This is a genomic window from Dechloromonas hankyongensis (genome assembly GCF_022012295.1).
GTDB lineage: Bacteria > Pseudomonadota > Gammaproteobacteria > Burkholderiales > Rhodocyclaceae > Azonexus > Azonexus hankyongensis.
In genome coordinates this window covers 1,074,688-1,093,872 of sequence record NZ_JAKLTN010000002.1, presented here as the reverse complement: position 1 = coordinate 1,093,872, position 19,185 = coordinate 1,074,688, and the positions used below count along the sequence as shown (strand labels likewise).

18 protein-coding genes and 2 pseudogenes are annotated in these 19,185 nt (G+C 54.2%); 5 read left to right on the top strand and 15 right to left on the bottom strand.

All coding sequences use genetic code 11. The annotated features are described in order from the left end of the window. Positions 1–82: 82 nt before the first annotated feature. The 8 genes from LZ012_RS13840 to LZ012_RS13805 form a co-directional block, all read right to left on the bottom strand. Positions 83–553 (bottom strand): hypothetical protein, encoded by a 471-nt coding sequence (locus LZ012_RS13840; RefSeq protein WP_275711401.1) that lies wholly within the window; start codon positions 551–553, stop codon positions 83–85. Positions 554–575: 22 nt separating this feature from the next. Continuing rightward, entirely contained in the window at positions 576–1,115 is a 540-nt protein-coding gene (locus LZ012_RS13835) for a HEPN domain-containing protein (protein WP_275711400.1), read from the bottom strand. 74 nt (positions 1,116–1,189) lie between these two features. Further along, complete coding sequence (locus tag LZ012_RS13830) at positions 1,190–2,263, bottom strand: hypothetical protein (RefSeq protein WP_275711399.1); 1,074 nt, start codon at positions 2,261–2,263, stop codon at positions 1,190–1,192. A gap of 166 nt (positions 2,264–2,429) precedes the next feature. Next, the gene (locus tag LZ012_RS13825; protein ID WP_275711398.1) at positions 2,430–3,641 is read right to left on the bottom strand and encodes an XRE family transcriptional regulator; all 1,212 of its coding nucleotides are present in this window, start codon (positions 3,639–3,641) and stop codon (positions 2,430–2,432) included. Further along, positions 3,625–4,290, bottom strand: coding sequence for a hypothetical protein (locus LZ012_RS13820; protein WP_275711397.1), 666 nt, complete (start codon positions 4,288–4,290; stop codon positions 3,625–3,627). The genes LZ012_RS13825 and LZ012_RS13820 overlap by 17 nt, the downstream gene beginning before the upstream one ends. A 180-nt stretch (positions 4,291–4,470) precedes the next feature. Next, on the bottom strand, positions 4,471–5,034 hold the full coding sequence (locus LZ012_RS13815; RefSeq protein ID WP_275711396.1) for a hypothetical protein: 564 nt from the start codon (positions 5,032–5,034) through the stop codon (positions 4,471–4,473). A 7-nt stretch (positions 5,035–5,041) separates the two neighbouring features. After that, complete coding sequence (locus tag LZ012_RS13810) at positions 5,042–5,401, bottom strand: hypothetical protein (protein WP_275711395.1); 360 nt, start codon at positions 5,399–5,401, stop codon at positions 5,042–5,044. Positions 5,402–5,404: 3 nt separating this feature from the next. Continuing rightward, on the bottom strand, positions 5,405–5,854 hold the full coding sequence (locus LZ012_RS13805) for a hypothetical protein (protein ID WP_275711394.1): 450 nt from the start codon (positions 5,852–5,854) through the stop codon (positions 5,405–5,407). 153 nt (positions 5,855–6,007) lie between these two features. On the opposite strand from LZ012_RS13805, the gene LZ012_RS13800 reads away from it, so the two are divergent. Continuing rightward, the gene (locus LZ012_RS13800; RefSeq protein ID WP_275711393.1) at positions 6,008–6,178 is read left to right on the top strand and encodes a hypothetical protein; all 171 of its coding nucleotides are present in this window, start codon (positions 6,008–6,010) and stop codon (positions 6,176–6,178) included. Here LZ012_RS13800 and LZ012_RS13795 read toward each other — a convergent pair whose 3' ends face one another. Further along, positions 6,179–7,294, bottom strand: coding sequence for a hypothetical protein (locus tag LZ012_RS13795; RefSeq protein ID WP_275711392.1), 1,116 nt, complete (start codon positions 7,292–7,294; stop codon positions 6,179–6,181). It lies immediately after the preceding gene. A 207-nt stretch (positions 7,295–7,501) separates the two neighbouring features. Between LZ012_RS13795 and LZ012_RS13790 the strand changes: the two genes are divergently transcribed. Both LZ012_RS13790 and LZ012_RS13785 read left to right on the top strand, forming a co-directional pair. Further along, on the top strand, positions 7,502–8,209 hold the full coding sequence (locus tag LZ012_RS13790) for a ComEC/Rec2 family competence protein (RefSeq protein WP_338033167.1): 708 nt from the start codon (positions 7,502–7,504) through the stop codon (positions 8,207–8,209). Positions 8,210–8,831: 622 nt separating this feature from the next. Next, the gene (locus LZ012_RS13785) at positions 8,832–10,931 is read left to right on the top strand and encodes a sensor domain-containing diguanylate cyclase (protein ID WP_275711391.1); all 2,100 of its coding nucleotides are present in this window, start codon (positions 8,832–8,834) and stop codon (positions 10,929–10,931) included. Between the two features lie 345 nt (positions 10,932–11,276). Here LZ012_RS13785 and LZ012_RS13780 read toward each other — a convergent pair whose 3' ends face one another. Continuing rightward, positions 11,277–13,886, bottom strand: coding sequence for a PAS domain-containing protein (locus LZ012_RS13780; protein ID WP_275711390.1), 2,610 nt, complete (start codon positions 13,884–13,886; stop codon positions 11,277–11,279). Positions 13,887–13,983: 97 nt separating this feature from the next. Beyond that, positions 13,984–14,160, bottom strand: a complete 177-nt coding sequence (locus LZ012_RS13775) for a hypothetical protein (protein WP_275711389.1) — start codon at positions 14,158–14,160, stop codon at positions 13,984–13,986. A 23-nt stretch (positions 14,161–14,183) separates the two neighbouring features. Between LZ012_RS13775 and LZ012_RS13770 the strand changes: the two genes are divergently transcribed. Then, positions 14,184–14,615 carry a CBS domain-containing protein gene (locus LZ012_RS13770; RefSeq protein ID WP_275711388.1) on the top strand — a complete coding sequence of 144 codons (432 nt, stop codon included), beginning with the start codon at positions 14,184–14,186 and terminating at the stop codon, positions 14,613–14,615. A 422-nt stretch (positions 14,616–15,037) separates the two neighbouring features. Here the strand turns inward: LZ012_RS13770 and LZ012_RS13765 are convergent, their stop codons facing one another. Further along, positions 15,038–16,114 (bottom strand): GGDEF domain-containing protein, encoded by a 1,077-nt coding sequence (locus LZ012_RS13765; protein WP_275711387.1) that lies wholly within the window; start codon positions 16,112–16,114, stop codon positions 15,038–15,040. Positions 16,115–16,497: 383 nt separating this feature from the next. After that, on the bottom strand, positions 16,498–17,355 hold the full coding sequence (locus tag LZ012_RS13760) for an endonuclease/exonuclease/phosphatase family protein (RefSeq protein WP_275711386.1): 858 nt from the start codon (positions 17,353–17,355) through the stop codon (positions 16,498–16,500). 66 nt (positions 17,356–17,421) lie between these two features. Here LZ012_RS13760 and LZ012_RS13755 point away from each other — a divergent pair. Continuing rightward, positions 17,422–17,682, top strand: a pseudogene (locus LZ012_RS13755) (HU family DNA-binding protein); the annotation flags it as partial. Positions 17,683–17,759: 77 nt separating this feature from the next. Here the strand turns inward: LZ012_RS13755 and LZ012_RS13750 are convergent. Both LZ012_RS13750 and LZ012_RS19810 read right to left on the bottom strand, forming a co-directional pair. Next, positions 17,760–18,140 (bottom strand): bacteriohemerythrin, encoded by a 381-nt coding sequence (locus LZ012_RS13750; RefSeq protein ID WP_275711385.1) that lies wholly within the window; start codon positions 18,138–18,140, stop codon positions 17,760–17,762. Positions 18,141–18,326: 186 nt separating this feature from the next. Continuing rightward, a pseudogene (locus tag LZ012_RS19810) lies at positions 18,327–18,551 on the bottom strand (EAL domain-containing protein); the annotation flags it as partial. Between the last annotated feature and the right edge of the window lie 634 nt (positions 18,552–19,185).

Here is a 19,185-nt window from a genome sequence, read left to right as displayed (position 1 = left end):
AGGGAGCGGCAAACGATGCAATACCTCTTGCTGCATAGTCGCTCGATTGAAAAGCCCGCCTGAGAAATCAGGTGGGTTTTTTTTAATTCAATCCAGGTGAGCCGTGCGAGTAGTTTGTGCCGACGCTGTGGTTGGTTAACTCCGTCTCAACACAAATAACCAGCCACTTGTCACTTAGCGATGGAATGCCGTCAATTGGTATGACTGCTTTCTGGTTTTCTATAAGCCGAGTTTGTCCTGGAGACATCAAGGTTCCGGGTTTGGTGGGTTCTGACCAGCGCAGAATGTCCCATTGGCCGTCTGGTTTTTTGTAGGCAACGCCGACTTTGTAGCTGAGTACCTTGAGCGGCGCGAATTTGTAATCGGGGTTGACGCGCATCGTCAGTTTTTTGAACAGGATGTTGAGAAATGGGCCTGTCTTGTGAATTTTCGCAATGGCAGTCGAGTTTACGGCCCATTTTTGGTCGCCTGCTGTGAAGGTGATTTCCTGTTGTTGCGAAAAGCATATATTTGACGAAAGCAATAAGAGCAGGGCAGCAAATAGTCGAAGCATTTTGTGATGTTTCCCTGTTGATCTATGCGTTGTCTAAGGCGGCTTCTGTCGTAGCTACGAGCGCCTTGAGAAAGCGGATAACTTTTTGCAGGTCTTCTTTGGTTACCGGGTGCGCAGTCGGAGGGCCTGAGGTGATCGTCCTTGATCGATGAACTACATCTCCACGGAGTTTCATGTATTGGTTCAGCCGTTCGCGAACTGTCTTCGGGTCGAAGTTGTTCCAACTCCATTTTTCGGTCAGATCGACGTTGGCGTAGTCACGGAAAAGTTGGATGGTTTTATCGGAGGTTGGGTTGTGTAATCGCTTAATTTCTTCATTCAGCTTTCCTTTGACGAAGTTGCCAATGGAGCTGTCGTGCAAGCCTTGAAGCCGTGCTGTAGCTGCTTCCATTACACGATCCTCGACATACGTCTCCCATGCGGTCATGGCCATGATCAATCCAGCCCGTTTCAGGACCTCTGTTTCTGGTGGAGGAGGCTGGGTGTTCAGTGCGTTGAAGTGGGCGAGCAGGTTTTCTGCATCGGAGATGGACTGGGCGAATACGTCGCTGGCTTCGGACATGGCAAAGTGATTTTATTGAATTGGCGTAATCCTAGCAGATGGCATTGGAATGCGATTTTTAGAAGTTGTTGCAACTATAGTGATAGGCGCCTGAACGCCGGATCGTGCTTTCTTGCTGCATTCTCAATGCGGGAAAGCCACTGTTCTCCGGCCTCGGTTAGTTCGATTTTGTTATCCAATATCAGACTCCGAAGATGTGTTGCGTAGTCGCGGATCAGATTGGCTTGATTCCAGTCCTGAGCTTCTTTTAGCGTGGCATCGAAAAATGCCTTTTCTTCCCGTTCGATTCGTTCTTTCTCAGCGCGTATCCTGGCTTCTTCCTCCCAGCGCTTGTACTGTTCCTCACGTTCAAGAGTGCGTTGTCGCATTGATTCTGCCGCTGCTAACAGCCCTTCGATAATTTCCGGTAGCTTTTCTTCAATGCGCTGAGTCTTGCCGTCAGACCAGGACTTTCTTCCCTCGTAATATCCATCAATGCGAAACGTTAAGTCGCCAAGAAATTGGTAGGTGTAGGTCTTCCGATCCAGCCAGCTACTGGTTGGGTGCTTCTCGATGTGTTCGGTACGTTTGTAAAGCTCCTTTAGCTCAAAGGAGACCGTCTCCCCGTACATCCTTCCGACAACATATTGGCCCTTCTTGTCAAAGTCCCAGGCCATTCCTCCTTCGGTTAGTGCTTTCTCAATCTTGTCGAGAAGCCCGATGGCCCTTGATACTTGGGCTTCGGAGACAGAGACACGAAATGTTTCCTTCCAGCTACTAACAAAGCCACTTGAATCAGGTTTTCGGTGCAGAGCCTTATCTGTTTTCTGGGTCCATTTGGCCAGCTTTGACATCAACGTTGTTTGTTCGGGAAAAATAGTTGCTAAGGCTGGCTTTAGCTTCGTTTTTCCTTCGGCCGACAGTTTGGCCTTCTTGAGCGATGGTGTTCCTTGGATCGTAATCATGCTCTCCGAATTGCCTTTGAGCTGAGGGGGCTTCATCCCACGACCGACAGCGATCTTTGACCAGTGCCCCAGCGGCGGGAGTGGTATGCCATGTTTTCGGCATGCCTTTGCGAGACCAACATCTGAGAGCCCCCATTCTTTTGCTAGCGTTCGAACAGGCTTGGCCCAAACTGCTTCGTAAAGATCTTGGCAACGGATGTCCATGGCTCTTGCTCCCGAGTGTTCTATTAGCAGCATACTCATGCGGCCTGCTTCGTAATAGAAACAGGCAAAAAGAAAGCCCGCCAAACGTGGCGGGCTTTCTTTGAATCAATAGACTTGTTGAATGGTGGGTGGCCAAATGCTTAAGGCACCATTGCCGATTGGTGAATTACTTCTTGAACCTTGAGAAGGCTACAACTTCTGCTTGGTTGTTGGAGGATACGCGCATTGCCTGATCTGATCCTCGTGCTCCACGCAAGGTTGCCAGCTCAACTACTTCTGCGGGAGTCGCAAAGTAGTTCTCGCGAAGATGGCACAGTTTTTCGATATCACGAGGGGATAAGCCGAGATAGCGTGGCATTCCCTCCGCTGCCAAGATACCTTCACTAACCAGAAGCTCCACCGTTCGGCGCAGCAGACGGGGTACTTCTGGCTCCCACTTGTCGTCCCCTGGCTCTGCCTTAGAACCCCAGCGAGCGGAACGGCGCTTGAAAAGCGCCAGCTTTTCATCATCGCTGAGGAGTCCAAGTGCGTGAAGGCGCATCATCATGGCTGCGACAGATGCACCCCAGCGCTGCTTCAAGATTAACAAGTTGTCGAGGTTAGGCGGAATGCGTACCTCGATTGCGAAAGTTTCGGCCGGAAGTAACAGCGCACCTGCAAATCGGTGCGCTTGTTTTTCCATTTGATTGTATCTATCTCGCTCGTCCGTTCTTGGTATGTGTTTATGAAGTATGAGATGGCCTATCTCGTGAGCTAGATCGAAACGACTGCGAAACGCGTTGGCCTTGTCTGCTGACAGAAGCACGACAGGACGATGTAGAGGGACGCTCCACGCCGACAAACCTTCGATAACAGATACTTCGGTTTCCTGTCGGACAACGATGATCCCGGCGCTTTCTGCCGCGAGAGCTAGATTCTGAACAGGTCCTTTCCCCAACTGCCACATTCTTCGGCACTCTTCGGCCGCCGACTCAATGTCCTCATTACTGATTTGCTCCGGGTCGGTGAAGTTACGCTCGGGTAGGTTCAGTTTAGGGTAATCCACGTAGTCGCTAAGTAATAGCGCTGTTTCTTGTGCCCATTCGGTGTGCGCTTCTAACTTGGCTCGTGCTGATTTCAGTGCTGACGCGTTACTCCGGTAGAGCGGTGGAGTTACGGGTTGCAGCATGGGGCGGGTAAGCCATTCCGGTTGCAGGTTAAGGACCGATGCCAAGCGATCAAATGTCTCCGATTCTGGAGATTGGTCACCTTTGCACCATTTCGTGACGGTAGATGCTGCTACACCGACAAGGCTTGCAAGTTGCCCTTTTGTAAGGCCACGTGCTGAAAGCGCTTGTTCAAGTCGCGCAGGCTGGAGATCATTAATTCCTTTGGTCATCGCCAGTTTGCTTCTTTGGTTGAACCTTGAGTGTGGGTACGGCGTTATCGGGTTGCCCCTCTACGTCGAGTTGATCGTAGAGGCTGAGGAAGTCTGCAATTGCACTGATATACAGCCAAGACTTCAAGTTGGGGGCAGGGAGCGCGACCAAGACTTGCGTCAGCTGAGCAATGCCATTTTCGTCTGCACCATCCATTACCCCGACGATAAAGATAGTGCCTTGGGCTACATCGCGAGGGGCTGCAAACAGATCGCCTTGGACGTACTTCCTCTCAATGTGGGTGTTCAGTTCGGCCAGCTTCTTACGTGTGGCGCTACGCCGCAGGTTCACCCATTTGTGTCCTGGCACATTGAGTCTGGCGATGTTGAAGATGCCGAATCGGCCTAAGACCAAGCGGGTGCCGCGGAGCGGAGTTGGATCAGCGCCATGTACCTGCAAAGCTTCATGGAATGATTCGTTGATAAAAAAGTGCTTGTTTTGGCCTGCCGCAGATGGCTTGTGGCCAGAGAGGAAAATTGCTGAGTGCTGGCGGCCTTTCAAGTCCCCGCTGTAATACGCATCCTCACAAGCCATTAGGGCGTCACGTGGGACATGTTCTACGATGAGCTTTTCGAGCTCTTTGTTCTCAGTGGCGGATACGGTGCTCATGCAAGAATTCCTCGCGTTATTTCCAATGGCGGGAATTGTATCAATAAAACTTTCGTGTAGCGGGAATTTTGTCTGAAAACGTTGCTTGCAATGGCAGGCTGATGTTGCGTAGATGCTGCTGCATATAGCCCTGCTTTTGGCGACCAGCTGTCAGAAACGATATGTCGAGTTTTCGGCTTTTCAACGTACAGCAATCTGCGCGGCAGACCAAAGCCCCGCAATAGCCTGAGGAGAGAAGCCGTAAGTGTTGGCTGTGGCTGTCAGTGCGTCGGTTGCATCCTGATTGGCATCACGGGCTGTCATTGCTGCATCAAGTAAGTCGTAATACTGATCACCAAACATCGCTCTCCACGTTGGGATCAGCGCCCCCCATTTGCTTGTATCGGGAGGGCTTGCGCACCAATGGCAGCGCACAACCTTGTCACGACGATTTAGTGATCGAAGGGATCCAGCCATGTCACTGACTGGGATGTGTTGCTTTACCGATTGAGAAGGTGGGAAGAGCTTGGGTTCTGGTCGAACAACAGACTGGAACTTGTTCTCCGGGGGCGGGGCTGGAGTCCTCGCTACGAACGTTTCCCATTGGGCGTTTGCATCGGCCAGTGCCAGCTTTTCCAGAGCTTGGGCATCGGCAAAATGGCACCACCTTCTTGCCGAGCCTGTTAGCGTGATGTGCTCCCGAAGCGTTTCGGGGTCAGCCGTCTGGAGAACAGCGTCCGTCAAATCGATGGCAATTTCGCCCATGACGGGTTCAGTGGGATTCGATGACCGCCTTGCCGTGGCAACCAGACGAAGACGAATCTTCTGGCACAGACGGCGTTTCGACTTCCTGGATAGCCTCAAATGAGGGGAGTTTCAGTTCGGTGATCGTTTTAACGATCTCTTTGGCAGCCGTCAGAACGGCGCTCGCTGCGCAGTCATCAAGCTCTGGTGCTTGGTAGTGGCGGAAGTGCGGACGCTTCTTCCAGTACCGGTTTTGAGCATTGACCGCCTCAAGCCGGGCACCGCAGCCAGGGCAAACGCAATTGCAGTCGAGGCCTGTCTGCACTTCCAAGATATAGCGTGCGACACCATTGAGGTCGTTGGCCCAGACGATCGTTGCGTTGCTCATTGCTTACCTTTGGCTATCCAGCAAATTACCAACTTCCAAGTTCGGGCTGTAGCCACAGGGGATTGTCCAGTTGCCAGTGTCGAACAGCTTTTCGATCTGGAGTTCGCCGGGCGCCCGGAAAGCCTGGTTGAGAATCTGCTTTTGTACGTAATGGTCGCCGTAGTGACCGCCGCACTCGCATATCGTCATGTAATAGTCGCTCTCGGCGGTCAGGCTGTGGCGAATCTCAAAGTTGGGGTGGCGTTTCGTGACTGCATCCAGAATATCGGCAGGCATGTCTGCGATGTAACTTAGCAAGTAGCCATCGCCTTCTTCCTGAGGTTCGTCAGGGTCAATCAGATCCTTCGTGGCCAAGGCTGCAATGGTGTTTTCTTTGCCGCAAAGGTTGCAGGCCTGCGTTGCGCTGATCAGATAGAGAGGGCCGGAGATGGCGAGTCCGTCGAGGGTTTCCATGTTGCTGTAGGAAGTGCGAAAACGAGCACTATAGCCCATCGGCATCAGGGTCAGCCAGACGGTTTACGGACAAACCCTGTCCTCCTTGCAGAACCCGGAGCGGTATGAGAATCCGTATCGCCAACACCGGCACAACCAACAAGGAGCAACACCATGAGAAAGCAAGGCACCCCGTTTAATGCAGCCGCCGTTAGCCGTATCACCAGCGCCACCGCCAAGAGCAACGGTGGTCAGATTCCGGCTGGCAGTTTTGCTGCCAAGGCTCAAAGCATTGCAGCGAAGAGCGGCGGAACAGGCAAGGGTTCTACGGGCGGCAAGAAGTAATCAGTCGGCAGGCTTGAGGAGGGGGAGCCAATACCTGTACCAGTGCAGGTAGCGGCTTGCTCTCCAGTCTTCGACTGTCTCGAAGCCAAACGGGAATACCGGCTCACGGAACCGACTCAGTGGGCCGATGATCCCCATCATGAAATTGATCCTCCTGGTCGCTGTAGCTTTAAACCAGCTCAAGCCCCAGTCCTTGCGCCGTGGATTTCCCTTCTCCTTGGCCTTGTCGCCATAGAGCTTGCGGAACATCGCATCGAGCACATCGAGTGAAGGGAAGGCCTCACCGCTTTTCCAGCGCCGAAGCTGTCGCTTGGCGGAGCCAATATCGAAGTCCTTCGCAGCCTTATTGATCTGAGGGATGAAGCTGGCCAGGTTGGTACCAGTACCCGTGTAATCGGCTAGCCAGTCAAAGAACAGGGCGTTTGGCTCACTTAGTTGTTCTGCCGAGAGATCGGGGAACAGACCGTCAAATTCTGGCTTAGCAGAGAGATCATCTACGGTCACCTGAGCGTCAATTGCTGCGATCAAATTCAGCATCAGCTCAATCATCACCATGGCTCTCAAACCGGTGAGCTGTTCGATAGTTGCTGCATTGCGCAGTCGTTCGACCGCCCCCGGCCACAAGTACATGACCATGATTGGGGCAGCTTCGAGTAGGTCAGCGCACCTGGCTAGATCATTTTCGACCCAAGCCTTGGTCGGCTCCTTTAGGGCTTCCTCAACGTCTACATAGTGCTGCGCAATGGCATTGAGCTTGGGTGGCCATTGGTCACCTTTCTTCGAGCATCCGTAAATGTAGCTTCGCCATGATCCCAAGTTTCCAACTTGGGAGTCCTGGCCATCAAGCGCCTTCGAGAATTCGTCAGCCCAAGGAAATCCGAGGTTTTCCATTGCTGATGGCAAAACCGCCTTGGCCCGTTCCAGACTGATCTTCTTCTTGCGCCGTGTGTCCTGGTACAGCGCAAGCATCGCCGGGTTGTCCTCTCCCATTAGCTCCGAGATGGAAACGCCGGTCAGCTCAAGCTCGATTGCCGAGTCCCAGAGAAACAGATCGGAAAACTCAACTTTTCGCGGGCGTCCGGCACGACCGAACGAGGGAAGGGGTTTGATACTCAAGGGAGTGCAATGCTGTTTGTTTTGCTGAAATGCTACATCACGAGGAGGCTGCTGGAATGGTTTGTCTCAAGGTTGCTACTGTTTTTCGGTCCGCTGAGGAGCTTGGTTACTTGCTCAGTAAAGGAATAATTTGAGAGTAGCTCGGAGTCTTCGGTTTCTCCCTGAGCAACCGGTACTCATCAAGAAAAGCGTTTTAATAGATAAAAAATCAGTATCTCCGGCCTGCATGTGACGATGGTGGCGGCTATGCTCGGCTGGCTGGTGTCCTTCGGCTGGCGCCGGGTACCGGCCCTGGCCCTGCGCTGGCCGGCACAGAAGGCCGGGCTGGCAGCAGGTATAGTGGCGGCCCTGATTTATTCACTGCTCGCCGGCTTTGCCGTGCCGGCCCAGCGCACGCTGTACATGCTGATGGTCGCCGCTGCGGCCATGCTGTCGGGTCGCATCGTCGCGGCCAGTCGCATCTTGGCTCTGGCGCTGCTGGTCGTCCTCATTTGGGATCCATGGTCAGTTCTGGCTGCTGGTTTCTGGCTGTCGTTCGGCGCGGTCGGCGCCCTGCTCTATGTCGGCTCGGCCCGGGTCGGCGAGGCGGTAGGCTGGCGGGACAAGCTGCATGGATGGGGTGTCGTCCAGTGGGCGGCGACGCTCGCTTCGCTGCCCATCCTGCTCCTCGTTTTTCAGCAGTTTTCGCTGGTGTCGCCGCTGGCCAATGCCGTGGCCATTCCGGTGGTGAGTTTCATCGTCACGCCGCTGGCTTTGCTCGGCGCGCTGATCCCGTGGTGGCCAATCCTGGCGCTGGCCCATCGGGTGCTCGCCTGGCTGATGTTGTTCCTGGATTATTGCGCCACCTGGCCGGTCTGGGTGGCCCCCGCTGTCCCTAAGAGGGTAACCATGCCGGAATGGAACGGTTATGCCTGAGAAAGAAAGAGGCACGCAAATGCCTTCCGGCCTGCCAAAAAAAAGAACTCAAATTACCGCTCTTCGGCCTTTGCGGACGTACAGCCGGCACCGCGTGAGCGGCTGATATTTATCGATCAGCAGTCGTTCGAGGCAGCTTAGCAACGGAGGTTTGCTCTTTTGCCGGCCTGGGAGACGGCCCCCAACCCTTACCTGCCGGTTGAATGATTCTAAAGTTGCTATTCAGCAGCCCAATATAGAAGGCAATAGCAGCCGGTCACCAGAACAAGGCAATATAAGGCATTCGGAGCCGCAGTTCTCGTTACATTAGTTGCCATGGCGGATGCGCCTTACGCCATTCTAAAATTCACGGTTCCGAAAGACTGGAAACGCTATTCCCGCAGTTCTCCAATAATCTAGCGCAGCCGGATAGCCAGCTGCAACGAACTGTCGAGCATTTCATGGAAATAGGTGAAGGCTATTTCTACTGAATTGTCAACGGTCTGAGCCGTGCCAAACGGCTCATCGGCTTGTTTGAACAACTCTCACGCTATCGACGCCTAACGCCAATGTACGGTTGCACTCTTTTGTCAGAAGAAGGGAAGGTTGCCGGTTCTACGCCCTAACCAAAGGTGTGTCTGCCATGATCAAACGCCACAAAAAGCAAGTACTGTCTCAGGCCAAAACCGGGAAAAGCTCACTTGCATGGCCCTGTTCCAAGGAAACTCTGCTTCCGGCAAGCAGTGTTGAACCACGCACGGAAGGGCGGGAACTGGCGTCTTATGAGTGGATGACTGTTTTCGATCAGATTAGTGACCCAGTTTTTGTCCACGATCAGCAATTCAGGATCCTGCGCTGCAACGAGGCATATGCAAGGTATGCGCGGCTTCCAATGCAAGAAATCATTGGCCAGCCCTATTGGCAAGTGTTTCCCAAAACAGTGGCTGCACCTCTCCAGAATTGTGTTCAGGCCCTCACCAGTTCAGTGCAAGAAATGCAGTCGGAAATCACCACCGATGACGGGGATGTTTTCCTGACTCATGACCTCTCGGCTTACCGACCTTCCGGTGAATTTTGGTATTCACGGCATTTGTTGGAGAACATTACTGTTCGTAAGAAGCAAGCCGATGAGGAAAAGATGAGAGCATCTTTTCTTGCGGCTGTAGTCGGCAGCGCACCAGGGGTATTCTTGGTGATTGATGAACAATATCGGCTGATTCACTGGAATAGCGACCTTAACGATTTGTTCCAAAAGTCGGATACGGACTTGGAAGGTATTTCGTTTCTGTCCCTGTTGCCTGAAGCCAATCAACAATACGCCGAGGCGAAACTCGAAGAGGCATTCGAGACTGGCCAAGTGCAGGCTGAGATCATTTTGAAGTGCGCAGATCTCGCCCCATCAACATATCTGTTGTCGGCTCGCCGATTCGAGATGGACGGGGCGATATATGTCGCCAGCTTCTGGCTGGAGCAGACCGAGAAGACGACCCTCGAAAAAGACTTGATCCGTGAAAAAACGATTTCGGACACGATAATCGAAAGTGCTCCGGGGGCGTTCTTCATGATCAACCAGGATGGCAATCTGATTAAGTGGAATAGTTGCTTACGCACGGAAACCGGGCTGAGTGACGATCAATTGCGTGGTGCTTCAATTCTGACGACCATTCATCCGGATGACCGCGAATTGGCGGCAGTCAAGTTCCTGACAGTCTTTGCGACTGGTCACGCGCAGATGGAAGTCCGCGTGCCCAACCCTACGAAGGGAGTCCGAATCTATCTGAAGAGTGCACGTCGCTTCGAGATTGATGGAGTTGCCTACGCGGCGGGTTTTTGCTTTGACATTACGGACCGCAGCAACGCCGAATCGGCCCTTGTCCAAGAGAAAGCCTTTTCCGACGCCCTGATCGAGAGCGTTCCTGGCGCGTTCTATGTCATGGATCTGGATGGCAATTATTTCCGCTGGAACAGCTATCTGAGTCGCCTTACCGGGTTGAGCAATAGCGAACTGCAAGGTCAGCCCACCTTGCTGAGCATTCACAAAGACGACCGACAACTGGCCGCCAAGGCCATGCAAAAAGCCTTCGAGACAGGAATTGCCCAAGCTGACCTACGGTTAATTACCCATGACCGGGGCGTTCGCCTGTTCAACATGTCTGCCCGCCGCTTTCAGGTCGGTGAAGCAATCTATCTGGTTGGCGTCGGCCTCGACACGACCGAGTGGCTAGCTAAGTTGACAACGTTGGAGCATGAGGCGCAAACCGATCCATTGACCCAGGTCGCTAATCGCAGCCACTTCCTGTCCATGGCCGAGGCTGAATTCGCTCGTTGTCGACGCTATCATCAGGCCCTCTCGCTCTGGGTGCTGGACATTGATCACTTCAAGCAGGTCAATGATGCGTACGGCCACCATGCCGGGGACGTCGCCTTGCAATCGCTGGTCGAAATAAGTCGCCATGCTTTGCGAGACTGGGACATTGTTGGCCGAATCGGCGGCGAGGAATTTGCCGTAGTACTCCCTGAAACTGAAAGCAGCCAGGCGCTACAAGTCGCCGAACGCTTGCGCCAGGCGGTGGCCACCACTGAGGTCGATGTCGGGAAAGATGAACCTGTACACCTGACGGTATCCATTGGAATTGCCACAGCCCAAGCCGATGATGACGATCTGAAGACCTTGCTAGCGCGTGCGGACAGCGCCCTCTACGAAGCAAAAACGACCGGGCGAGATAAGGTCACTGTGGCCTGACCCAGTACGACGCCGGAAGGAACTAGCGGGCAAGGCTGCAACGGTTTTCGTAACCGTCTTAAACTTGGCATCTACGTCTTATTCTTGCGTTCGCCTGAGCCACCGTGTTGACCGGCACCAAGTTTATGCACCAAGGCTTGTCAGGCCAATCCAGACCGGTAGATCCGATGGGATGGCCCTGAGCTAAATCGCAGCCCGTCTGGGTCAGGAAAATCTCAGTCGGTCTACTGCGGAGTATCAATCCCGGTATCCGCCCTGGAAAAACTCAACGCAATTCTCAATGAGGTAGCGAAGGTACTGAACGCGACTTCCGAGCAACTTTAGTATTCCACCTTCCATCGCTGGCTATGCCATGTCGGGCGCCGTTGCATCCTCGACATAGGCCATCAGCGTTTCCAGATCAATCGGCTTGTGCAGAACAACGATGCCGCGTGCCGTCATACTGCTGACAAGGGCTGGATCGGTATCCCCGGTAATAAGCAGAGCCGGCAGTTCGTCGCCCGCCAGCTGGCGTACGCGCTCAATGACATTGAAGCCCGTCTCACCATGAGATAGACGGTAGTCGGATATCACAATGTCCGGCAGATCGCTGTCCAATTTTTCCAGCAAGGCAGGCCCGCTGGCAGCAGCATGGACACGGTGCCCAAGATTTTGCAGTCCCAGCACGAGGGCCTCCCGGACGTCCATGTTGTCCTCGACTAATGCGATGCACAGTGAACGCTCGTTGATGGGATGGTATTCGGATACTAAGGGGACTGCTGACGCTTGCCCAGCAGGCAACTCGATGGCGAAAAGCGACCCCTTGCCAGGACGAGACGCCACGCGGACCTCCAAATCCAACAATTTGGCCATGCGGGCCACAATCGCAAGGCCCAGGCCGCTACCACGGGTTCGGGCCTGGTCGTCCAACTGGGTGAACTCAACGAAGGCTTCCGGTATCTTGTCTGGTGGAATTCCGATGCCGGTATCCCAGACTTCCAGCCAGCGTTTGCCTGCGTGGCGCCGACAACCCACAAGCACGCCGCCCCGTTCCGTGTATCGGACAGCGTTAGCCAGGAAGTTGGCGATTATCCGGCGCAACAGTACGGGGTCAGAACGCACATAGCATGGCGTAGCGCGACAGCGGAGGCGAAGGCCTTTAAGGTTTGCCTCTTGACTATGGGCAGCCGCCAGCGGCTTCAAAATTTCCTCGAGCGCAAAGTCCTGTACATTGACCGTCACTACCTTCGCTTCCAGCTTCGAGAGATCCAGCAAGTCGGAAAGCAGTTCACTCAGGCTTTCGACACACTTTCCCAGATTCGACAACATGGCGCGTCCATCTGGCCCCACGTGATGCTGGAGGGTGGAGGCATAGATCGAGAGCGCCGAAAGGGGCTGACGCAGATCGTGGCTGGCGGCTGCGAGGAAGCGTGATTTGGCCAGGTTGGCACTTTGAGCTTCATTACGAGCATCCCGTAATGCATTCTCCACCTTCTTGATGGCAGAAATTTCCCAAGTGACTGCTAGCAGGCAAGGTTCTTCCCCCTCAATTTCTGGCAGGCGAACAATGCGTCCCTGCCAGATCGCATCGGGTTTGCCGGGAATGGGCCCTGGATAGGACTCCACATGCCAAGGCTCTCCGGTCGCCAACACCTGCAGTAAGCGAGCTTCGGCCCCAGTGCCCGCCGCCTCTTGAAATACCTCGCGGTAAGTCCGGCCCACAATATTCTCGGTATTCGTGGTGAGCAAGAATTGGGGATTCGTCATGGTATAGCGCAGTTCACGGCCCTTTACCACTGAGATGCACGATCCGGCATTGGCAATCACACACTCGAGAAATTCCCGATGGTGCCGCTGCTGCCGTTCAGCCTCTATCACAGCGACCTCAGCCCGCTTGCGTACCGTAATATCGGTCGCCGTGCCGAACCACTCGGTGATCGTCCCTTTATCATCCAGGATCGGAATGGCTCGTGATGAAGTCCACCCCAGACTGCCATCCGCACGGATCACACGATGCTCCAGCTCGAAGATGTTCCGGTCCTCGATCGCCTTGTTGATGGCCATGAGTACCGGAGGCTGATCTTCCGGGGGAATGTACTTGTTCAGCCAGTTCCGACTGTGCTTCACGGTATCAGGAATGAATTCCTGTCCGCTGAGTATGTGCACCTCCGACCAGTCGGGACTCATGCGATAGACCACGTTTGTACTGGCCGTAAGCAGGGCGCGGAAGCGCTCTTCCGAGTCGCGGAGCGCTGCTTCGGCCTTGATTCGATCGGTGACATCCAAGGTCGTGCCGATATAGCGTAACAGTTGGCCCCGGTCGTCGAAATAGGGATGGGCGCGGTCATAGACCCAGCGGATGCTGCCATCGGGACGTACGATGCGGTGCTCGAGTTCATACACCGACGAGGTTTGTATCGCTTGCGTGAAAACTTGGTCGAGATGGGCGGCGTCGTCGCGATGGATACACCGGGCCAGCATGTCGCGGTAGGACGGCGCGGGGCTTGTCGAGTCGAGGCCGTAGATGCGATATTCCTCCTCGGACCAGGTAATCGTCTGGCTTTGCGCGTCGCATTCGAAACTGCCAAGCTGGGCTATCTGTTGGGCTTTGGTCAGCGTGTCGGTCGTCTGTGAAAGCAGCGCTGCCTGACGTCCTATTCTCTGCTGGTATGCGGAAATTCCCCACACAATGAGACCGCTGAATAGAGCGTAGGTGGCGCAGGCAATAGACTCCGTACTACCAAACGACAACTGCTCATGCGGTGGAAGAAAGAAATAATTTCCTGCGGCTGCCGACAGACCGATAAAAACCAGGCTAGGTCCAACGCCCGAGATAATGGCAACGATGATGAGAGTCGGGTAATAGGTCAGAAACGGAAGTCCGTCCTCGGATGGGAGGAGTAAGCCCCGGAGAATTGTGGCGAAAGTCAATGCACATGCCATCGCGAAATATCTTGCAGCAGGTTGTTTAGTCATCCGGGGTCAGGAATGTGCAAAATGGAGGGGAGTATTCTAAATGTCATGACTCGCTAGCTAGGAAACAACTCTCAGTTCTCGAAAAAAGCAGCGGCGCTTACTCAATTGGACGTGCCATTGTCGATGAGCCGGTAAATAGTGCAGGGACAGGCGGAATTTGCACATCAATGCGCATCAGCAATTGACCAGCGAGCGGTGATGGAATGCGATCTGCTGCTGTTGCCATCGTTGGGAATGCGATTTGCTGGTTGTGGGGGAACAGCATGAATTGCATTGATGTACGAAAGGAGTCCAGCCATGCGCGTAAGTGAAGCAATGACCCGCGATGTAGTAGTCGCAAACCCGAATCAAAGCCTGTGTGAGGTCGCCCGGATCATGGCCGATTGCGACATCGGTTGTATGCCCGTCAGCGAAAACGACAAACTGGTAGGCATGATTACTGACCGCGATATCACGGTACGTGCAATCGCCCGAGGCAAGGCGCCAGACAGTACCAAGGTACGCGAAGTGATGAGTTCCGACATCAAGTACTGCTTCGACGATATCGAAATCTCGGACGTGGCGCGAAATATGGGCGAAATCAAGCTACATCGCCTGCCCGTCGTCAATCGAGACAAGCATTTGGTCGGCATCCTGGCGCTCGCTGACGTTGCCAATTGCGAAGGCCCCGAAGAAGTGGGCGTCGCGGTTTGCGGTATCTCGGAGCCGATAAAGGTGGCAATCGGGTGAAATGACTAAGTATTGCCTACAGCCGATTACGATGCTCGTGCCGTCCAGATAGTGTGAGTCCTGTAGGCGCCTTGGGCAGTTGTTCCAGTAGCCAGCAGAGACTACGCAACGGCGGCTTGTTTGCTCAGAGCGAATGGCATTGGCCATCTCCTTTCCCATGTGCCTATTTGCACTCGCTCAACACCGCCCCTCTTGGCAGAGGCCACCCTTGGCGTGGCTCGGTGGTATGAGGCGTGCAAAAGTAAGCAGACGGCGGGCTGGCGACGCCGGCAAAGCGATCCCGAACCGCTTGCGACGAAGAAGGAAATGAGTTCGGAGCGAGACTTGGTGTCAGTAGTGCCACAGGCATGGCAATCATGAAGGCGGCAGTGTTCACGGCTAAGACAGGCCATTTGTTTGGCTCCACCTTTCTCGGCCTGTGTTTAATGCTTGTGCCGCCTTTTCCGCTTCTGCTCGTACATGGCTTGATCGGCCATGGACAGGAATTCGGCTAGCGGCTGCTCGCTGGCCGGGTCGCACCCGATCACACCAATGCTGAATGACACGGGATGCGTCAACTCACCCAGTTCGTAGGACTCATTCGCCTTCTGCACCAACCGTGCAACGATAACCTCGGTATTCGTCGCATCCATGGAAAATGCGGCAAATTCGTCGCCTCCCAACCTCGCTACGACATCGCTTTCGCGAAACGAGTCCTGAAACACCTGGGCGGCAGCCCGCAAGCAGGCATCCCCCGCGACGTGCCCATATTTATCGTTGATGCCCTTCAGGCCGTCCAGGTCGGCGTAAATCACCGCGCACTCGATCCCTTGTCTTCGGGCCAACCGCAATCCCTGCTCGGCACGTTCGTAGAATCCACGGCGGTTGAGCAAGCCAGTCAGTACGTCGGTAATGGCCACATGGTGCTTTTCACGTACCTCCAACTCATTTCGTTTCAGTTCCTGAACGAGTTCTTCGGTGACGGCCTTGGACACTTCCTCGGTCGCGGCCGCTTTTTCTTCGAGCATCATCTTGTTCACGATGTTGCCCATCGCCGCTCCGGTCAATTCGGCCATCGCGCCCAGGATTTCTTCACAAACCTCCAGTCGGCTAGCCTCCTGCACGCTCTGCCACAGCACCGACAATGTTCCCCACGGTTGTTCCAACGGGAAAGAAATCGACAGGATGCTTCCGCGTAGTCCGGCATCTCTTTCAGCTGTTCGGGGTAATTCAACATCCGGAAGGATAATTCGACCCCCATCGCGGGGCGTGTTTTGAACGACAGCAAATAGGTCCTGGGCGACGTGAACAGGAACCACCGTTCCGCGACAGCCGAAAGCTGCGGCAAAGTCGTTTCCCTCGATCTTGGCGACGATCAACGCGCTATCCGGTGAAAGGAGCTCCTTCATGGTGGGCCCCACCTGTTCGACGATGGATGCCAAATCCGCAGCTTGGAGTAAATCCCGGGCGAAAGCGATCAATTGGCGGGCAGGAAAGGAAATTACCTTAGCTGAAGGCATGATGCACCTCCAAAAGCCAATTAGGCTCAGGCAAAAAATAATGGTTCCTACGCTGTTGTCTGCCTTTCGCGCCTGCAGAAGGCCGCGTATCCATTGTCTTTCCGAAAGCTGCCGTCGGGGAGCTGGAGCGGTAGCCACAGGCGGCCGGTCGTTACTCCGGCTGCTATGTCTGCACCACTGTGTCGGGCGATTCTTCCGACCATACGCTGGCGAGTGATGCGTACCTTCACACCTACGATGCAGGCACCCGTGGTCTGATCATTTTGCCCCAGCCGCGCCAAGACGGTACGAGCAGGGGCAGTACTGCGCTATAGCTATATCTCGGTTTGCTCGGAGATTTCCAGGGTCAGCGATTGCCGAAACGTGCATTCTGCCAAATCAATTTAGTTTGCTACTGCTAACTCGAGAAGAATCGGCTGATGGTCGGACGCATCCGTGTCTTGATTGACCGTGACTTGCCTGACACAGCCACGGAGGTCTGGTGAGACGAAGAAGTAGTCGCAGCAATAGGCTCTGTCAGGCCATGAGCACACATTGAGACCGACGGTGAATGCATTTGGTGTGTCCGGGTTGGCAATGGACCATGCGTCGATCAGTCGCGATGCATCGTTACCGGCGGATTCGGTCAGATAAGCGAGTTCAGCAGCCCCTGGCTCACAGTTGAAGTCCCCGCAATAGATGCTCGACACTGGGCGAAATGGGCCTTGGAAAGGCGGGTCGAGGTCGCGGGTATCGCTCTTGTTTGCGGCTTGCGATAGCGCTTCCATATGAATCGCGCGGAGCTGGCGGACTTGTGCTTTGCGCTGGACGCGGGAGTAGTACTCCAAGTGGGCCGTGGTAACTCGCAATTGCATTTCGCCGGCAGCAACGACTACTTCCAAGGCGATTCGAGGCATGCCGAGAGCCCCGTGTTCAGCGGGGAATGGAAGCGAGTGTCTGAAGACTTGCATCACCGGTAGCCGGGAAAGTACCAGGTTTCCGAATTGCCGCCGGCTGGTGGTTTCACTGGGAAGGTCGCTGGCAATGCCATAGTGAGCGGAGTAGCCCGGAAAGGCATCCTGCAAGAGAGCCACCTGGTCTTCTCCTTGGGAGCCGCGCAAGCCGGGGTGATTGATGGCGACCTCCTGCAAACAGATGACGTCACAATCGCCCACGCCGCGAATCACGCCAGCTATACGTGGAAGGCTAACAATGCCATCGCATCCACAGCCCCACTTAATATTCCAAGAAAGAATCTTCATCGACGTCCCAGTTCTTTATGCTGTGCATTCAGGAATACACGAAATTACGAATCTTTGGATTAACGACAGCAACCTGCATACCCGATGGTCGACGCCTTCTTTCACGAAATTTCCGACTGCCTTGTACGTGGGGAGGAAGTCAAATTGGCTGGGTTCGGCGTCTTCTCCTTGCGCGACAAACCCGCGCGCCCTGGACGCAATCCGAAAACTGGTGAAGGGGTGACCATTTCTGCCTGTCGGGTTGTCACATTCCACGCCAGCGGCAGCCTCAAAGATTCCGTCGATTCAAGTTCCACCCTTGCCCTAACCGAAGCAAAAGCTGCCTAAGTTATCTCAGACGTTCATCGGCTAAAGATGGGCGGATTCAATAGGCAATGGCGTCATCCAGAATGAATCGTGTTCCTTCATTGCTTCCCGATGTACGCCTTCAGGCCAAGATCAAATTCAATGATGTGCTGATTTACGTAGATAGACGCACGGTTGACGATCTCTTCGAACGGCACTCCCATGCCAAACATCGTTTCAAGATGGATCGCGGTCAAGTCCTCAATGATCTGACCGTGAGCTTTGACGTGATCGAGCATCTCCACGTCCGGCATATTGATCCCGGCCATAAACTTTTCTTCTGACTGGAAGTGTTCATGGATAAGGTTGGTCAGGCGGGAGAGTGCGTCGGCAATCGCCTCCTCGCCAGGGGCAATCGACAGCAGACGTTGGAACGAGTGGAATAACTCACTGTGTTGATGGTCGATATGCGGCGCACCGAGCAGGAGGTTTTTGTTCATGCTATTTACTGCGCCACACCGTTTCGGCGAGCATGAGAATTGCAGCGATCGCTAGAATGACCGGGATGACGAGATAAAGGGCGATATCCAGAACCATGGCGTTATGCGAGGATGTTTTGTCCGATTTTAGCCTGTTGGCCAGCTAACTGATATGACGAATGTCATGTTATCCGGTCGGAGCAAAACCTACACATTGGGGGCTTGCCAAGCCGCTATCCAGTCCGCTAGATCGACAGCCGGCCTTGGCCGCGCGATGAAATAACGCTGAGCCAGATCGCCACCTGTCTCACATAGGAAATTCCAGTCGGTCAGGTCCTCGACCCCTTCGGCAACCGCTTCCATTCCCAACTGTTTCGCCATGCCGAGGCTGGCTAAATAGATCGCTCTGATCGTTTCGTTGGCATGGGCACCGTGCTCAAAGCTCTGCTACGCATGGGGGGCGTGATTCACTGCCTGCCCTGATATTTCCGGCCACTAAGTTTACTGATCGGATGACGACTTTAAGATCCCCAAGCTGCCATCTCCCGCATATAAAGAAAGTCTAAAGCGGTGAATCGCCAAGTCGGTGTATTCCTATACATCGAACGGATCATTCCGACAGACCGGATTCGATCATCGCGATAATCTTGGCGCCCTGCCACCTGGTCCAAGATTAATCCCGCAGAAAATTTAATATGCATACCTCAATGGTTTTCGATTGTTTGAAAAAGTACGGCCAAATGCTTGATACTGAGCTCTCAGCACAGACAGGCCTCGCACTCTTCGATGTACATGTGGCACTTGCCACCCTCGCTGAACAAGGAGAGATTGCCAGATGCCAAGTCATTCGTTATAGCGATGGCATCGCTGTGACCGGTGTGCAGTGTCGATTGGTAGGGCAAAGTACGGCATTCGGGATATGGTACGGTTACACAGACAGACCTTTGTTTGGACAACGGGTCGCCTACCTTAGTCCTTCGCTATAGGTAGGCCCCGCATGGTTGCATGCGCAAATCACTGCTTCGCAATGGGTAACTGATGTGCCAGTGGCTAATGGTGCCGATAT

What these genes read in the sequence shown, in the direction of transcription:
- LZ012_RS13765 (WP_275711387.1), bottom strand. Translation starts at nt 16,114, where the DNA reads ATGCCTTCAGCTAAGGTAATTTCCTTTCCTGCCCGCCAATTGATCGCT.
- LZ012_RS13840 (WP_275711401.1), bottom strand. Translation starts at nt 553, where the DNA reads ATGCTTCGACTATTTGCTGCCCTGCTCTTATTGCTTTCGTCAAATATA.
- LZ012_RS13775 (WP_275711389.1), bottom strand. Translation starts at nt 14,160, where the DNA reads ATGCAATTCATGCTGTTCCCCCACAACCAGCAAATCGCATTCCCAACG.
- LZ012_RS13800 (WP_275711393.1), top strand. Translation starts at nt 6,008, where the DNA reads ATGAGAAAGCAAGGCACCCCGTTTAATGCAGCCGCCGTTAGCCGTATC.
- LZ012_RS13820 (WP_275711397.1), bottom strand. Translation starts at nt 4,290, where the DNA reads ATGAGCACCGTATCCGCCACTGAGAACAAAGAGCTCGAAAAGCTCATC.
- LZ012_RS13825 (WP_275711398.1), bottom strand. Translation starts at nt 3,641, where the DNA reads ATGACCAAAGGAATTAATGATCTCCAGCCTGCGCGACTTGAACAAGCG.
- LZ012_RS13770 (WP_275711388.1), top strand. Translation starts at nt 14,184, where the DNA reads ATGCGCGTAAGTGAAGCAATGACCCGCGATGTAGTAGTCGCAAACCCG.
- LZ012_RS13760 (WP_275711386.1), bottom strand. Translation starts at nt 17,355, where the DNA reads ATGAAGATTCTTTCTTGGAATATTAAGTGGGGCTGTGGATGCGATGGC.
- LZ012_RS13815 (WP_275711396.1), bottom strand. Translation starts at nt 5,034, where the DNA reads ATGGGCGAAATTGCCATCGATTTGACGGACGCTGTTCTCCAGACGGCT.
- LZ012_RS13785 (WP_275711391.1), top strand. Translation starts at nt 8,832, where the DNA reads ATGATCAAACGCCACAAAAAGCAAGTACTGTCTCAGGCCAAAACCGGG.
- LZ012_RS13750 (WP_275711385.1), bottom strand. Translation starts at nt 18,140, where the DNA reads ATGAACAAAAACCTCCTGCTCGGTGCGCCGCATATCGACCATCAACAC.
- LZ012_RS13830 (WP_275711399.1), bottom strand. Translation starts at nt 2,263, where the DNA reads ATGGACATCCGTTGCCAAGATCTTTACGAAGCAGTTTGGGCCAAGCCT.
- LZ012_RS13780 (WP_275711390.1), bottom strand. Translation starts at nt 13,886, where the DNA reads ATGACTAAACAACCTGCTGCAAGATATTTCGCGATGGCATGTGCATTG.
- LZ012_RS13810 (WP_275711395.1), bottom strand. Translation starts at nt 5,401, where the DNA reads ATGAGCAACGCAACGATCGTCTGGGCCAACGACCTCAATGGTGTCGCA.
- LZ012_RS13805 (WP_275711394.1), bottom strand. Translation starts at nt 5,854, where the DNA reads ATGGAAACCCTCGACGGACTCGCCATCTCCGGCCCTCTCTATCTGATC.
- LZ012_RS13835 (WP_275711400.1), bottom strand. Translation starts at nt 1,115, where the DNA reads ATGTCCGAAGCCAGCGACGTATTCGCCCAGTCCATCTCCGATGCAGAA.